Source organism: Salmonella sp. NW38 (assembly GCF_051807745.1).
In the GTDB taxonomy this organism is placed as follows: Bacteria; Pseudomonadota; Gammaproteobacteria; order Enterobacterales; family Enterobacteriaceae; genus Salmonella; species Salmonella enterica.
The window spans coordinates 136,948-153,166 of the sequence record NZ_JAMMTO010000010.1 but is presented as its reverse complement, the minus strand read 5'-3'; the positions used below and the strand labels follow the sequence as shown (position 1 = coordinate 153,166).

The window sequence follows — 16,219 nt, the reverse complement described above, 5'->3', positions numbered from 1 at the left end:
CTTTGTGTCCCTTATTGCGCCTGCCACAGAATGACAGCCGCCGTTACCAGCAAGTTGATGAGCGTCAGCGGCAGGCAAACTTTCCAGCCGAAGGACATTACCTGGTCATAACGCGGACGCGGTAACGACGCACGAATCAAAATGAACATCATCATGAAGAACGCGGTTTTCAGCGCGAACCAGACGAATGGCGGTAAGAACGGGCCATGCCAGCCACCGAAGAACAGCGTTACCATCAGCGCGGAAACGGTGACGATACCGATGTACTCCCCCACGAAGAATAGACCGAATTTCATACCGGAATATTCGATGTGGTAACCGTCCGCCAGTTCCTGCTCGGCTTCCGGCTGGTCAAACGGGTGACGGTGACAGACCGCTACGCCCGCGATGGCGAAAGTAACAAACCCAAAGAATTGCGGAATCACGTTCCACAGATGCGCCTGGTTATTGACGATATCGGTCATATTAAATGAACCGGCCTGCGCCACCACGCCCATCAGGGAAAGACCAAGGAACACTTCGTAGCTCACCGTCTGGGCAGACGCGCGCATCGCGCCCAGCAGCGAGTATTTGTTGTTGCTCGACCAACCGGCGAACAGCACCGCGTAAACCGCCAGACCGGCCATCATCAGGAAGAACAAAATCCCGATGTTTAAATCGGCCACCACCCAATTAGGGCTAACCGGCACAATGGCGAAGGAGAGCAGCAGCGAAGTAAACGCGATCATCGGCGCCAGGGTAAAGATGACGCGATCCGAGAATTTCGGGATCCAGTCTTCTTTAAAGAACATCTTGATCATGTCCGCGACCAGCTGGAGCGAGCCGCCCCAGCCAACGCGGTTTGGTCCATAACGGTTCTGGAACAGACCCAGCAGACGACGTTCGCCAAAGCTCATGAAGGCCCCGCAGGTGACGACCACCAGCAGAATCACCACCGCTTTGAGAATGCTCAGCAGGATCTCAATCAGATCCGGTGTAATCCAACTCATTGTTGCGCCTCCCGCAGATCCTCAAGACGCGCGCCAGCCAGAACCGGCGCGATGCCAGGCATACCCATCGGCAGCCCTACCTGCCCTGCCGCTAACCCTTCAGAGATTTCAACCGGCAGCGTCACCGTATTGCCATCGTAGCTAAAGGAGACGCGCGTCCCGGCATTGACACCCAACTTCGCGGCATCCGCCGGGTTAAGTTTGATATACGGCTGCGGCATACGGCTCTGGAAGACCGGAGAACGCTGAGACAATTCGTCGCTGCCAAACAGGTGGTAATACGGCGCAATACGCCACTGACCGTCCTGCGCCTGGAAGCTTGCCGGCACGGTAGTGAAATAATCCAGACCGCCCTCAGTCGCTTCAATCAAACGCACGCCCGGATCGCCGTGACGCAGTTTGCCGCCCACTTCATCCTGGAATTTGTTCCACGCCTGCGGGGAGTTCCAGCCCGGCGCCCAGGCGAACGGAATTTCAGATCGCGGGGCAGTCGGTTGGTTATTCCCTTCCATTGAGAAGGCGAACATGGTGTCTTTATCCTGCGGCTGACGTGGTTCGTGCACGCTGATATTGGCGCGCATTGCGGTACGACCGCTGTAACGATGCGGTTCGCGCGCCAGCTTCTGCCCACGAATGCGGAAGGTCGCATCCGGCGCGGCGTCTTTAATACCGGCAAATTGCGGCATGGCGGCAATGACCGCGTCGATCACGTGGTCAAGCTGAGTCCAGTCCACTTCGCGGTTTTCGACGGTGCTGTGCAGTGAATGCAGCCAGCGCCAACTTTCCAGCATAATCGTCTTGTTATCGTAGTAGGCCGGATCATAAACCTGGAAGAAGCGCTGCGCGCGGCCTTCGTTGTTGATGACCGTACCATCGCTTTCGGCGAAGCTTGCCGCGGAAAGCACCAGATGCGCGTTTTCCATAATCGCCGTGCGCTGATGGTCAACCACCATCACCAGCGGCGCTTTGGCGAGCGCAGCGTTCACGCGCGTAGCGCTTGCATGACGGTGGAGATCGTTTTCCAGCACCACCACCGCGTCCGCACTGCCGGTTTCCAGCTCGCCCAACGCATCATCAAGCGAACCGCCGCCCATCATACCCAGCCCCATGCTGTTCACGGAACGAGCAATCATAGTAATACCGACGTCGGCGCCACGGCCTTTCAGCGCTTTCGCCACGTTGGCGGCCGCCTGAATCACCTCACTGCTACCGGCGTTAGTGCCGGAGATAATCAGCGGTTTTTTCGCGCCGGCCAACGCCTGCACAATGACATCAATTTTGTTTTGTAAGTCGCTGTCGATACCGTCAACCGCAGGCGCTGTATTGTCCAGCGCATGAGCAATCGCAAAGCCCAGGCGCGCCTGATCTTCCACCGGCGCGCGATAGGTCCAGGCGGCGATATCATCCAGACGGGTGCCGTCCACGTTGGTCACGAACAGCGGATGTTTGGCACGCTGGCCGATGTTAAGGATGGCCGCAATCTGCCAGTCGGCTACTTTCTGCGCCGCCGCCATTTCACGCGCTTTACCTTTCACCGCCTGGCGTACCGCCAGCGCAACGCGCGCGCCGGTCTGGGTAACGTCTTCGCCCAATACCAGTACCGCGTCATAAGATTCGATTTCCCGCAGCGCTGGGGTGTAAATTCCGCCTTCACGCAACACTTTCAGCGCCAGTTGCAGACGTTCCTGCTCGCCGCGCGCGATACCGGTGTAGAAGTTTTCCGCACCAACCAGCTCACGCAGCGCAAAGTTGCTCTCAATGCTGGCGCGTGGCGAACCGATACCGATCACTTTCTTCGACTGGCGCAGAATATCCGCCGCGCCCTGCATCGCCTGCTCGGCGTTGAGAGTAATAAAGTCATCGCCACGGCGCTGAACCGGCTGACGCGGACGGTCTTTCAGGTTCACATAGCCATAGCCGAAACGACCGCGGTCGCAGAGGAAGTAGTGGTTAACGGTACCGTTGTAACGGTTTTCGATACGGCGCAGTTCGCCATAGCGCTCGCCCGGGCTGATGTTACAGCCGATGGAACACTGCTGGCAGATGCTCGGCGCAAACTGCATGTCCCATTTACGGTTGTAACGCTCGGAATGCGTTTTATCGGTGAAGACGCCGGTCGGGCAAATCTCGACCAGGTTACCGGAGAATTCGCTTTCCAGCGTACCGTCTTCCGGACGCCCGAAGTAGACGTTGTCATGCGCGCCATAGACGCCCAGATCGGTGCCGTCGGCATAATCTTTGTAGTAACGCACACAACGGTAGCAGGCGATGCAGCGGTTCATTTCGTGAGAGATGAACGGCCCCAGATCCTGGTTGCGGTGGGTACGTTTGGTGAAACGGTAGCGACGGAAACTATGACCCGTCATCACGGTCATATCCTGAAGATGGCAGTTACCGCCCTCTTCACAAACCGGACAGTCGTGCGGGTGGTTAGTCATCAGCCACTCCACCACGCTTTCACGGAACTGTTTCGCTTCTTCGTCGTCAATAGAGATAAAGGTACCGTCGGTGGCTGGCGTCATACAGGACATCACCAGGCGACCACGCGTATCTTCCGCGTTTTGGTATTGCTTCACCGCACACTGGCGGCAAGCACCGACGCTTCCCAGCGCCGGGTGCCAGCAAAAATACGGAATATCAAGGCCGAGGGACAGACATGCCTGTAGCAGGTTGTCCGCGCCGTTGACCTCGTATTCTTTGCCGTCTACATGAATCGTAGCCATTAGCATGCTTCCAAATTAAAAATCGTTAACTCACCAGCGCTCTTTGAGCAGGTTCGGCTGAATACCATTGATTAAATGGGTATTGCTGAACGGCTGCTTGATGCCAGCTTCGAATTCTTCGCGGAAATACTTAATTGCGCTTTGCAGTGGCTCAACCGCGCCCGGCGCATGCGCGCAGAAGGTTTTACCCGGTCCGAGGAAACGACACAGTTGCTCAAGTGTCTCGATATCCCCCGGCTGGCCTTCGCCACGCTCCAGCGCGCGTAGAATTTTCACGCTCCACGGCAACCCGTCGCGGCATGGCGTACACCAGCCGCAGGATTCGCGGGCAAAGAACTCTTCCAGGTTACGCACCAGCGATACCATGCCGATTTCGTGGTCTACCGCCATCGCCAGCGCGGTGCCCAGACGGCTGCCTGCTTTACCGATGCTTTCGAACTCCATCGGCAGGTCAAGATGCGCCTCGGTCAGGAAGTCGGTTCCCGCCCCGCCCGGCTGCCAGGCTTTGAATTTCAGGCCATCGCGCATACCGCCCGCGTAGTCTTCGAGGATCTCGCGCGCGGTGGTGCCGAACGGTAATTCCCACAGGCCCGGATTCTTCACGCGGCCTGAGAAGCCCATCAGCTTGGTACCCGCATCTTTGCTTTTCGAAATGTTCTGGTACCACTCCACGCCGTTGGCGAGGATTGCCGGGACGTTGCACAACGTTTCGACGTTATTCACACAGGTCGGTTTGCCCCATACGCCGGAGGTCGCAGGGAAGGGCGGCTTGGAGCGTGGGTTCGCGCGGCGGCCTTCGAGGGAGTTAATCAGCGCCGTTTCTTCACCACAGATGTAACGCCCTGCCCCGGTGTGGACAAACAGTTCAAAGTCGAACCCGGTGCCCATGATATTTTTGCCAAGCAGCCCGGCCTCGGTTGCTTCAGCAATCGCACGGCGCAGATGTACAGCCGCTTCGATATATTCGCCGCGCAGGAAGATGTAACCACGATACGCTTTCAGCGCGAACGCGGAGATCAGCATACCTTCCACCAGCAGGTGCGGCAGCTGTTCCATCAGCAGACGGTCTTTATAGGTGCCCGGCTCCATTTCATCGGCGTTACACAGCAGGTAACGGATGTTCATGGATTCATCTTTCGGCATCAGGCTCCACTTCAGACCGGTGGAAAAGCCCGCGCCGCCGCGCCCTTTCAGACCGGCGTCTTTTACCTGGCTGACGATTTCATCCGGAGACAGGCCGGTCAGCGCCTTACGCGCGCCTTCGTAGCCGTTTTTGCTACGATATTCATCCAGCCAGACCGGCTGTTTGTCATCGCGCAGACGCCAGGTCAGCGGGTGGGTTTCGGGAGTACGGATAACGTTTTTCATTTATACCGCTCCAGTAGTTCAGGAATGGCTTCCGGGGTCAGATGGCTGTGAGTATCCTCATCAATCATCATGTTCGGCCCTTTATCGCAATTCCCCAGGCAGCAGGTCGGCAGCAGCGTAAAGCGACCATCAAAGGTCGTCTGCCCCGGTTTGATGTTGAGATTTTTTTCCAGCGCGGCCTGAATCCCCTGATAGCCGGTGATATGGCACACCACGCTGTCGCAGTAGCGAATCACGTGGCGACCGACCGGCTGACGGAAGATCTGGCTGTAGAATGTGGCGACGCCTTCGACGTCGCTCGCCGGAATACCCAGCACATCGGCAATAGCGTAGATCGCGCCGTCCGGCACCCAGCCACGCTGCTTCTGAACGATTTTCAGCGCTTCAATGGACGCCGCACGCGGGTCTTCGTAGTGGTGCTTCTCGTGCTCTATCGCTTCACGCTCTGCCGCACTCAGCTCAAAAGCCTCGGTTTGTGGTTGTTGATTCTCGTGCATAATTAGCGGTCCACATCTGACATAACAAAATCGATACTACCCAGATAGACAATCAGGTCGGAAACCAGGCTACCGCGGATCGCCGAGGGAATCTGCTGCAGGTGCGCAAAGCTCGGCGTGCGCACGCGGGTACGGTAGCTCATAGTGCTGCCGTCGCTGGTCAGGTAGTAACTGTTAATCCCCTTCGTCGCTTCCACCATCTGGAAGGACTCCTGCGCCGGCATCACCGGGCCCCAGGAGACCTGCAGGAAGTGGGTGATCAGGGTTTCGATATGTTGCAGCGTGCGCTCTTTCGGCGGCGGCGTGGTCAGCGGGTGATCCGCTTTGAACGGGCCTTCCGGCATGTTATCGAGGCACTGCTGAAGAATGCGCAGACTCTGGCGCAGCTCTTCCACTTTCAACATCACGCGGGTATAGCAGTCGGAAACACCGCCGCCCACCGGCACTTCAAAGTCAAAGTTTTCGTAGCCAGAGTATGGACGCCATTTACGCACGTCGAAGTCGATCCCGGTCGCGCGCAGCCCTGCGCCGGTGGTGCCCCACTCCAGCGCTTCTTTCGCGCCGTAAGCGGCAACGCCCTGCGAACGCCCTTTCAGAATGGTGTTACGCAGCGCGGCTTTCTCGTAAGAATCCAGACGCTTCGGCATCCACTCAAGGAACTCTCGCAGCAGGCGATCCCAACCGCGCGGCAAGTCGTGCGCGACGCCGCCGATACGGAACCAGGCCGGGTGCATACGGAAACCGGTAATGGCTTCCACCAGGTCATAAATTTTCTGCCGGTCGGTAAAGGCAAAGAAGACCGGCGTCATCGCGCCGACGTCCTGAATAAAGGTCGAGATGTACAGCAGATGACTGTTAATGCGGAACAGTTCGGAGAGCATCACGCGGATGACGTTCACACGATCCGGGACGGTGATCCCTGCCAACTTTTCTACCGCCAACACGTACGGCATTTCATTGACGCAACCACCGAGGTATTCGATACGGTCGGTATAGGGAATGTAGCTATGCCAGGACTGGCGCTCGCCCATTTTTTCGGCGCCGCGATGGTGATAGCCGATATCCGGCACGCAATCGACGATTTCTTCGCCGTCAAGTTGCAGGATAATACGAAACGCACCGTGCGCAGACGGGTGGTTCGGGCCGAGGTTGAGGAACATAAAGTCCTCGTTGTCAGTCCCGCGCTTCATCCCCCAGTCTTCCGGCTTAAAGGTCAGCGCTTCCATCTCCAGATCCTGCTTGGCTTTGGTCAGCTCAAACGGGTCGAATTCGGTCGCGCGCGCCGGATAATCTTTACGCAACGGATGGCCTTCCCAGGTTTGCGGCATCATGATGCGCGTCAGGTGCGGGTGGCCTTCGATATCAATACCAAACATCTCCCAGGTCTCACGCTCGTACCAGTTGGCGTTAGGGAAAAGTTTAGTGAAGGTCGGCACGCGCAGGTCGTTTTCAGACAACGCCACCTTGAGCATGATATCGCGATTACGCTCAATGGAAATCAGGTGGTAGAAAACGGAAAAATCCGCGGCGGGTAACCCGTCACGGTGCGTACGCAGGCGTTCATCCATGCCGTGTAAGTCAAACAGCATGACGTAAGGTTTCGGCAGTTTCTTTAAGAAATCGCCAACCTCCAGTAGTTGTTCACGCTTGACCCAAACAACGGGGATACCGGTGCGGGTCGCCTGAACGGTAAAGGCATCCGGCCCAAAACGGTTGCGCAGTTCGCCGATAACCGGATCATCAAGATGATCGCGGGTACTCCATGCAGCGTCTTGCGCGGTTAAGTCGGTCATATTGTTCACCATTGCAAATGGTCCGTGGTGGTCGGCAGTGCTTCGCGCTATTAAAATAGTGGTTAGCGAAGTGAAGTGCTGCTGCCGACAGGCGCAAATTAAATCTCGTCCGGGGTACGCAGGTTCGTGACGGCAATACGCTCGCCGCGTTTACGTTCGCGTTCTGGCTGCATATTGGCGCGATACACGCCCTGATCGCCCACCACCCATGAGAGCGGACGGCGCTCTTTGCCAATCGATTCTTGCAGCAGCATCAACGCCTGCATATACGCTTCCGGACGCGGCGGACAGCCAGGGATATACACATCCACCGGGATAAACTTATCAACGCCCTGCACTACCGAATAAATATCGTACATGCCGCCGGAGTTGGCGCAGGCGCCCATAGAAATGACCCATTTTGGCTCCAGCATTTGGTCATACAGACGCTGAATAACCGGGGCCATTTTGGTAAAGCAGGTACCGGCCACCACCATCAGGTCAGCCTGACGTGGCGACGCACGCAGCACTTCCGCGCCGAAACGGGCGACGTCATGCACTGCGGTAAAAGAGGTCACCATCTCTACATAGCAGCAAGAAAGGCCGAAGTTGTAGGGCCAAATTGAGTTTTTACGGCCCCAGTTAACCATGTCATGCAGTTTGCCCATGAACACGTTTTTGTTAACTTCCTGCTCCAGGGGGTCAGTTACGATCTCCTGTTTTTGCAGGGGGTAACGGTCATTCTCACCGTTAGGATCTATGCGGGTGAGCGTATAATCCATCTTAATGCCTCGCGGTTAGCGTTGACGATTAGCGATACTGTTCGTTTCCGGGTTCATACGCTCGCGGCGTGAACGCGCGGGCGTCCAGTCCAACGCGCCAATACGCGCCAGATAAACCAGACCAGCCAGTAACACAAAAATAAAAATTGCAGCTTCCACAAAGCCAACCCAGCCGCTTTCGCGGATAGAAGTCGACCATGCGAACAGATACAGCGCTTCAACGTCGAAGATAACGAAGAACATGGCTACCAGGTAAAACTTGGCAGACAAGCGTAAGCGGGCGGTGCCGACCGAGTCGATACCTGATTCAAACGGAACGTTCTTGTGCCTCGCGCGTGCGCGACCGCCCAAAAACCAACCGCCTACCAGCATCAGGCAGCACAGGCCAATGGCAACGATAAGAAAGATAGCGAATGCCCAGTGATGAGCGATGACTTCAGTGGATGTTGACATACTCATTGCTTACTCATCAAAAGTAGCGCCAGTTTCTCTGCTCTTTACGGCAGATGGGCGCCACATCGATTCATGGGGAGGAATAAAAAAAACCCTACAATTACTGTAGAAAATGATAAAAACAGCTAATTGATGTGGTTTTTTACTCCTTTCTATAACCTTTTGTCAACTTTAACAAAAGTTCCTTCACATTAATTTACATCAATTCATCATCATTAACATTAAGTGCCATCCTGGAGAAAATGACTCTTCGACCAGGGGGGATTTTATGTTGTTGAATCGTGTCCGTTGTGAAGCAAAAGAAATAACACACACCTATTTTGACAGGAATTTGTGAAGATGCCTCCCCCTAAATGGGAGTATTTTCTTGATCTGTGACACGCTTTTGTTAATTCACCCCCTAAAACAGCAACAATTTCTCTAGTTTTTTAACATGCAAATTCATAAAATGGATGTTCTGGTTATTTTTTACCCACATTGAACTGCGAATCGCTACTGGCTGATTTACCGCAACTTTTACAATTTGTGCGGTTAAGCGCGTACAGATGGGCACAAAAAAAGAGCCACTGAGCGTTTTTTCATCGCCAGCGGCTCTTTTTTACATTTACGACTTAGCGCCTTTTGCCTGCGAGCTACTCAAAACCCCCTTCCACCATCAGCGGATCATCTCCGCCCTCTGCAGAAAACTGGTTGTAATGCCATGGGTTTTGATAGCTTTCCATCGCATGGAAAATCACCATCGCCAGCTCGTTCTGGCTATTGGGATCGCGGCACAACAGATATTCCGTATCCGGCAAAGGCGGTAATCCGTCTGCGACGCCCAGCACGCGAAGGTCGGGACTCATCATTTCGACAGGTCGAGCCGTTACGCCAAGACCAGCTTTAACGGCCGCGCGTACCGCCGGTAATGTAGACGCCACATAGGCCAGCCGCCAGGGAATACCCGCTGCATTTAGCGTCTCCAGCACCATATCGCGGAATGGGCTGGGATCGTCCAGCAGGACTAATGGTACGGGCTCTCCCCTTTGCAAAACATACTCAGCCGCACAATACCAATGGGTGGGCGAGGTCCGCAAATTCAGACAGTCCAGCGAATGAGGTTGGTTAGTCGTCACCACCAAATCTACTTCCTGCGATTTAACCATGTCCACCATATAGGCGTTGCGTTTTACCCGTACATCAAGCGCGAGTTTCGGATAAACCGAGCTGATTCGGCTAAGCAAAAAAGGCAGGATAGTATCAGCTGATTCATCAGAAGCGCCGATTGTTAACACTCCCTGAAGATTACTGAACATTAATGATGAACACGCCTCATCATTAAAACGCAGGATTTTTCTGGCGTACCCCAGAAGCTGGATACCGTGTTCGGTCAAAAGTTTGTTACGGCCATGGCGGGCGAACAATTCCTTTCCCACGAGTTGCTCAAGACGCTGCATTTGCTGACTGACCGCAGACTGAGTACGACATACCGCCGCCGCCGCCGCGGCGAAGGTGTTCAGATCGGCAACGGCCACGAACGTTCTCAGCAGATCGAGATCGAGGTTAATTATCGGACGATTTGCATTTATCATAATTTTTCACTTACTGGCGGGTCATATCGGGCTGACCTGGTTAATGCTGTGCATTCAGAAACAAGCAATTCCATTTGTAATGTGCATCCTTCGCAGTACCGCCTGGTTACCCAGGTAAATGTTAGAATGTAATTGAAAATACGACCAAAACACTTCTCTTACTTACTGATATAATACCAAATGCAACTGATCGGGATATATCAAAGAGAATGTGTCATACCTTTAGGCGTCTACAGATTTCTGCTAATGATGGACGTGTAAATCTTGTAACAGCGTCAAATAGTTTACCGAGACGCACAGATACAAAAACAATATATTGAACAATAGGTTATGTATAAAATCGCGTCATGATAATTAGCAGACAACGCAGACTACGCCCCCGTTTCGGATCATTATCTTAACCTAAAACCGCTATATTTATAAGTATTATTACGAATAATCTTAACCTAGGATATGTTATACTAATCGGACCAGAAAGATATTATTACGACTTTAGTAAATGCTTTTTAAATATTAAATAATAATTAATTAAGATTTCTACCATTCATTAATTATACTTAACAATAGTTTCACACCCCCCGCCGCCGGAAAGGTCTAACCTTCTCATTTTACCTTTAATACTCAGTATTTCCGAAATAGCCAGCGCGACACTAATGATGAATGCTTATCTCTCATAAAACAGATAATTTCTAACAACATAAAAAACCACAGTACGAGCAATCACATAGAATAAAACACTATACATACAGACAAAAATAGAAAATGCATCTAACCAAATGATTTTATGAAGTTTTAAACAGTACGAAAGCGCGTTAAAAATAAACAAAATCTTCTTCTGTTCACTCTTCAAAACTCACCGTCGTGGGAGTACATTGTTTCGTGCTGACTTCCACGGCAGGGAGTGGCAATAACAGCTAAAAGGTCAAGATTCATGTCCCCCATTGAAAAATCCAGCAAACTCGAAAATGTCTGTTATGACATTCGTGGCCCCGTTCTGAAAGAAGCGAAACGCCTTGAGGAAGAAGGTAATAAAGTTCTTAAACTGAATATCGGCAACCCCGCCCCCTTCGGATTCGAAGCGCCGGACGAAATTCTGGTCGATGTCATTCGTAATTTGCCGACGGCGCAAGGATATTGCGACTCGAAAGGGCTTTATTCCGCCCGTAAAGCAATTATGCAGCATTATCAGGCCCGTGGAATGCGCGATGTAACCGTGGAAGATATCTATATCGGTAACGGCGTTTCCGAGCTGATCGTTCAGGCGATGCAGGCGTTGCTTAACAGTGGCGATGAAATGCTGGTTCCCGCGCCCGATTATCCGTTATGGACAGCGGCGGTATCGCTCTCCAGCGGCAAGGCGGTACATTATCTTTGCGATGAATCTTCCGACTGGTTCCCGGACCTTGACGATATCCGCGCCAAAATCACCCCACGTACGCGTGGTATTGTCATTATTAATCCAAACAACCCTACTGGCGCCGTCTATTCTAAAGAATTGTTGATGGAAATTGTCAACATTGCGCGCGAGCATAATCTCATCATCTTCGCCGATGAAATTTATGACAAGATTCTCTATGACGATGCCGAGCATCACTCTATCGCCGCACTGGCGCCTGATCTGCTGACCATCACCTTTAATGGGTTGTCTAAAACCTATCGCGTCGCCGGCTTCCGCCAGGGCTGGATGGTGCTGAACGGGCCGAAAAAACATGCGAAGGGCTATATTGAAGGACTGGAGATGTTAGCCTCAATGCGCCTGTGCGCCAACGTCCCGGCGCAACATGCTATTCAGACCGCGCTCGGCGGCTATCAAAGCATTAGCGAATTTATTCTGCCGGGCGGCCGACTGTATGAACAGCGTAACCGCGCCTGGGAGTTGATTAACGATATCCCCGGCGTTTCCTGCGTAAAACCGCGCGGCGCGTTGTACATGTTCCCCAGGATCGACGCTAAACGTTTTAATATTCACGATGACCAGAAGATGGTGCTGGACTTCCTGCTACAGGAAAAGGTGCTGCTGGTGCAAGGTACCGCCTTTAACTGGCCGTGGCCGGATCACTTCCGCATTGTGACGCTACCGCGTGAAGATGACCTGGAGATGGCCATCAACCGTTTTGGGCGTTTCCTCTCAGGTTACCATCAATAATCTTAAATTCAGGCTACTTCGGTAGCCTGAATTGCATCTTCATCTCCCTCCCCGCACAATGAAGTCTGCCGCAGTGAAAACAAAAGGTAATCTATGAAGCAGAGCCATTTTTTCGCCCATCTCTCCCGCATGAAGTTGATTAACCGCTGGCCGCTGATGCGTAACGTGCGTACGGAAAACGTCTCCGAACATAGTCTGCAGGTGGCGATGGTCGCCCATGCGTTGGCGGCGATAAAAAACCGTAAATTTGGCGGTCAGCTCAATGCTGAACGCATCGCGCTTCTGGCGATGTATCATGATGCCTCGGAAGTACTGACCGGCGATCTGCCGACGCCGGTAAAATATTTTAATTCCCAGATAGCCCAGGAATATAAAGCGATCGAAAAAATCGCCCAGCAAAAGCTGGTTGATATGGCGCCGGATGAATTGCGCGATATTTTCGCACCGCTTATTGATGAGAATGCCTGGAGCGAAGAAGAACAGGCAATCGTAAAACAGGCCGATGCGCTTTGCGCCTACCTGAAATGCCTGGAGGAGCTATCGGCGGGAAACAATGAGTTTGGCCTGGCAAAAACGCGGCTGGAAAAAACGCTGGAATTACGTCGCAGCCAGGAGATGGACTATTTTATGGCGGTGTTCGTACCAAGTTTCCATCTTTCTCTTGACGAGATAAGCCAGGATTCACCGCTTTAGTTGCCGGATGGCGGCTAACGCCTTATCCGGCCTACCGTTCTTCCCGTAGGCCTGATAAGCGCAGCGCCATCAGGCCTTTTCCTGTCTGGGGTTAAAACGGAAACAACATCGGAATCATCACAATACAAACCGCCATCACAATAAGCGTGAACGGCACGCCAAGCTTCACAAAATCGCTAAAGCTATAGTTTCCCGGCCCCAGAACCAGAGTATTGACCGGCGATGAAACCGGCGTCATAAAGGCGGCGGAGGCCGCCATCGCCACCGCCATCGCAAACGGATAGGGCGACACCCCCATCGATTTCGCCGCCGCCAGCGCAATCGGCGCCATCAGCACCGCCGTTGCCGTGTTAGAAATGAACAGTCCTATGACGGCGCACAGCACGAACAGGCATCCCAGCATCATATACGGCCCATAGCCGCCGCCGATATCCATTAACCCTTGCACGACCAGAGAGACGCCGCCGGTTTTTTGCAACGCCAGCGCAAACGGCATCATACCCACAATCAAGATAATACTCGGCCAGTGGATCGCTTTATACGCGCTTTCAGCATCAATACAGCGAAATTTTCCCATCAGCAGGCAGGCGATAATCGCCGCGATCGGGTTGGGAATTTCATCGGTCAACATCAGCGCCACCATAAGTACCAGGCAGAAAATGGCGTGCGGCGCCTGGCTGTGCGCCGGCGAGGCTTCGCTGACCTCGACCGGCATATTCAGCACCACAAAGTCGCGGCCTTTTTGCCCCAGCAGGCTGATTAACTTCCAGTTCCCCACGACCAGAATGATATCGCCCATCAATAACGGCTCATCGGCCAGCGACCCTTCCAGCGCGACGCCGTCGCGTTTCAGGCCGACCACATTCAGCCCGTAACGTGTACGGAAGGCGATTTCACGCACCGACTTGCCAATCAGTTCAGACTCCGGAATAAGCGAAATTTCCGCCATCCCGACATCCAACGCCTGATCGGAAAAATATTCTCCTCGCAATACCATCGGTTCCAGCAGTTGCTCGGCGCAGAACTCTCTGAGGTCAACCTCCGCCGCCGACATATCAATCAGCAGAACGTCGCGAGCGCGAAACTCCGATACGCCGTTCACATTGACGATAACCCGCCGAAAGCGCCGCCAGCGTTCAACGCCGATGACATTGGCGCCGTAACGTTCGCGCAGTTTAAGGTCGTCCAGTCGCTGTCCCACCATCGGCGAACCGGGGCGAATCGCCAGACGGCGAGCGCGCCCCGTCAGACGGTACTCGCGGATAAGATCGCGGAAAGTGCGCCGCTTACCGGCCTGTTGTCCGGGCGCATCGCCTTTTAGCATGAAGCGCATCACCAGCATATAAACAATGCCGAGCGCCAACACCACTACCCCCAGCGGCGTCACGCTAAAAAAGTTGAACCCGTGCAGGCCTTCACGCAGCAGTTCACTGTTAACCACCAGGTTCGGCGGCGTCGCCACCAGCGTCATCATTCCGCTGATAAGCCCGGCAAAACTCAGCGGCATCATCAGGCGCGAAGGCGAGGTCTGCATATGCATAGAAACGCTAAGAACAACGGGGATAAAAATCGCCACCACGCCGGTTGAACTCATGAAAGCGCCAAGTCCGGCGACAGTGATCATCAGTAAAACCAGCATTTTGATTTCACTGCTGCCCGCCATTTTAACCAGCCAGGTACCGACCACCGTAGCAACGCCGGTGCGCACGAGGCCGTCGCCAATAATAAATAAGGCGGCGATAAGAATGACATTCGGATCGCTAAAGCCGGAGAAGGCTTCCGGAAGGGTCAAGGTACCGCTAAGGACAAAAGCAACAATGACGAATAAAGCCACCGCATCCATACGTACTTTGCCCGTCGCAAACAACACGACGGCAATCGCCAGTAAAGAGAGAACCCAAATCAATTCACCGTTCACAACATATCCTTGTCAGATGAGAAGATAACGAGATTCTGCCATAAATATGCCCCGCCAAAGCGGGGCGATATCATGATCAGGTCTTTCTTAACACCACCACATCGCCGTTTGGTTGTTTAGCGACCGATAATTGCGTCAGGCTATCCAACGCAAAATCAACATCCGCCAGACGCGGCGTGTCGGCCGGCGCATTGACCGCAATGACGTGGCAGCCCGCAGCCAGTCCGGACAGCACGCCAGCCGGGGCATCTTCTACTACGACGCACTCCTGAGGGGCCAGGCCAAGCAGTTGTGCGCCCAGCAAATACGCATCCGGCTCCGGTTTGCCGCGTTTGACTCGTTCGGCGGTGACAAACACCTCTGGCGCTGGAAGGCCCGCGACCTGATGGCGCGCACGCGCGACCGGCATTGAACCGGAGGTGACGATAGCCCACGGAATGCCCGCTTTATTCAGGTGATTGAGTAAATCGACTGCCCCCGGCAGCGCGGTGATCCCTGCGGTTTCAGTGGCTTCTATTTGCTCCAGGCGCGTAAACTCAGCGGCAATTTCCGCCTCCGATTTACCCGCCATAAAATGCCGCAACGAGGTGATCGCCTGTTTGCCATGAATAAAGCCCAGCACCTCATCATGAGCAAGGTTAAAACGATCGGCCCAGCTACACCACGCGCGTTCGACGGCAGGTAATGAGTCAACCAACGTTCCATCCAGATCAAACAGAAAACCTTTACACTGCACGCGAGCCTCCTCAGGCATTAATGATTTGATTGATTTCATTCGCGCTCAGGTGGTACTGACGCGGGCAGGCATGCCAGACATTCAACATCCGCTGGTATTTTTCCCACATCGGCGTCTGGGCATTAAAGCCGTGCGTCCCGGCGTCAAAGTGAGTGTAGCGTCCTTCTATATTCACCATAAAACGGACATAGCCGAGGTAACGCGCTTCCGTCGCAGCGTCAAACCCCAGGAAGGTGACGCGACGTTCGTCGATGGCTTGCGTATCTTTGAGGTTGGTCCAGGAGACGTGCAGCGCATGGTACATCTCCATAATATCGATGATGGTACGACAGGTCTCTTCCGTCAGCTCGCCAAACTCGCGATCCAGCTCGCGCATCTGCAGGCCGTAGCCGCGTTCAATAATTGTTTGTAAGCGACGGTAACGCTCGGCGTTGGTGGGATCGAGCATCGTCATCATTTTGTACTGGTTAGACAAAATCAGACGTTGCGCGTTGGTCATTTCCATTTTGAACTCCTGTATCACGCTATGGCGATGAAAAAAAGAAGGCATTGGTATGCCTTCTTTTATATG

The 16,219-nt window shown here is 53.7% G+C and carries 14 protein-coding genes; 2 read left to right on the top strand and 12 right to left on the bottom strand.

Going from position 1 to position 16,219, the window contains the following annotated elements:
* Positions 1-11: 11 nt before the first annotated feature.
* From nuoH to lrhA, 9 genes are all read right to left on the bottom strand, one after another.
* A complete protein-coding gene (gene nuoH, locus NA624_RS17870; protein WP_000118515.1) occupies positions 12-989 on the bottom strand; it encodes an NADH-quinone oxidoreductase subunit NuoH in 978 nt (325 codons plus the stop codon).
* Positions 986-3,712, bottom strand: a complete 2,727-nt coding sequence (gene nuoG, locus NA624_RS17865; RefSeq protein WP_001528469.1) for an NADH-quinone oxidoreductase subunit NuoG — start codon at positions 3,710-3,712, stop codon at positions 986-988. Before nuoG ends, nuoH begins: the two co-directional genes overlap by 4 nt.
* Positions 3,713-3,742: 30 nt before the next feature.
* Positions 3,743-5,080 (bottom strand): NADH-quinone oxidoreductase subunit NuoF, encoded by a 1,338-nt coding sequence (nuoF, locus tag NA624_RS17860; RefSeq protein WP_000800048.1) that lies wholly within the window; start codon positions 5,078-5,080, stop codon positions 3,743-3,745.
* Complete coding sequence (gene nuoE / locus NA624_RS17855; protein WP_000545038.1) at positions 5,077-5,577, bottom strand: NADH-quinone oxidoreductase subunit NuoE; 501 nt, start codon at positions 5,575-5,577, stop codon at positions 5,077-5,079. The genes nuoF and nuoE overlap by 4 nt, the downstream gene beginning before the upstream one ends.
* Before the next feature lie 2 nt (positions 5,578-5,579).
* Positions 5,580-7,382 (bottom strand): NADH-quinone oxidoreductase subunit C/D, encoded by a 1,803-nt coding sequence (gene nuoC / locus NA624_RS17850; protein WP_000247855.1) that lies wholly within the window; start codon positions 7,380-7,382, stop codon positions 5,580-5,582.
* An 86-nt stretch (positions 7,383-7,468) separates the two neighbouring features.
* Positions 7,469-8,131 carry an NADH-quinone oxidoreductase subunit NuoB gene (nuoB, locus tag NA624_RS17845; RefSeq protein ID WP_000386728.1) on the bottom strand — a complete coding sequence of 221 codons (663 nt, stop codon included), beginning with the start codon at positions 8,129-8,131 and terminating at the stop codon, positions 7,469-7,471.
* Positions 8,132-8,146: 15 nt separating this feature from the next.
* On the bottom strand, positions 8,147-8,590 hold the full coding sequence (gene nuoA / locus NA624_RS17840; protein ID WP_000062993.1) for an NADH-quinone oxidoreductase subunit NuoA: 444 nt from the start codon (positions 8,588-8,590) through the stop codon (positions 8,147-8,149).
* Between the two features lie 394 nt (positions 8,591-8,984).
* Positions 8,985-9,137, bottom strand: a complete 153-nt coding sequence (locus tag NA624_RS17835; protein WP_001121022.1) for an STM2329 family putative cytoplasmic protein — start codon at positions 9,135-9,137, stop codon at positions 8,985-8,987.
* 79 nt (positions 9,138-9,216) lie between these two features.
* On the bottom strand, positions 9,217-10,155 hold the full coding sequence (lrhA, locus tag NA624_RS17830; protein ID WP_000606292.1) for a transcriptional regulator LrhA: 939 nt from the start codon (positions 10,153-10,155) through the stop codon (positions 9,217-9,219).
* 931 nt (positions 10,156-11,086) lie between these two features.
* Here lrhA and alaA point away from each other — a divergent pair.
* Together alaA and yfbR are read left to right on the top strand one after the other, a co-directional pair.
* Positions 11,087-12,301 (top strand): alanine transaminase AlaA, encoded by a 1,215-nt coding sequence (gene alaA, locus NA624_RS17825; RefSeq protein ID WP_000074540.1) that lies wholly within the window; start codon positions 11,087-11,089, stop codon positions 12,299-12,301.
* A gap of 93 nt (positions 12,302-12,394) precedes the next feature.
* The gene (gene yfbR, locus NA624_RS17820) at positions 12,395-12,994 is read left to right on the top strand and encodes a 5'-deoxynucleotidase (RefSeq protein WP_000813882.1); all 600 of its coding nucleotides are present in this window, start codon (positions 12,395-12,397) and stop codon (positions 12,992-12,994) included.
* Positions 12,995-13,085: 91 nt separating this feature from the next.
* On the opposite strand, the gene NA624_RS17815 is transcribed toward yfbR, so the two are convergent.
* The 3 genes from NA624_RS17815 to NA624_RS17805 all read right to left on the bottom strand — a co-directional run bounded on the left by NA624_RS17815 (position 13,086) and on the right by NA624_RS17805 (position 16,153).
* A complete protein-coding gene (locus NA624_RS17815; RefSeq protein WP_001012861.1) occupies positions 13,086-14,912 on the bottom strand; it encodes an SLC13 family permease in 1,827 nt (608 codons plus the stop codon).
* Positions 14,913-14,988: 76 nt separating this feature from the next.
* A complete protein-coding gene (locus NA624_RS17810) occupies positions 14,989-15,666 on the bottom strand; it encodes a sugar phosphatase (RefSeq protein ID WP_001555201.1) in 678 nt (225 codons plus the stop codon).
* Complete coding sequence (locus tag NA624_RS17805; protein ID WP_000426135.1) at positions 15,659-16,153, bottom strand: YfbU family protein; 495 nt, start codon at positions 16,151-16,153, stop codon at positions 15,659-15,661. The genes NA624_RS17810 and NA624_RS17805 overlap by 8 nt, the downstream gene beginning before the upstream one ends.
* Positions 16,154-16,219 lie beyond the last annotated feature (66 nt).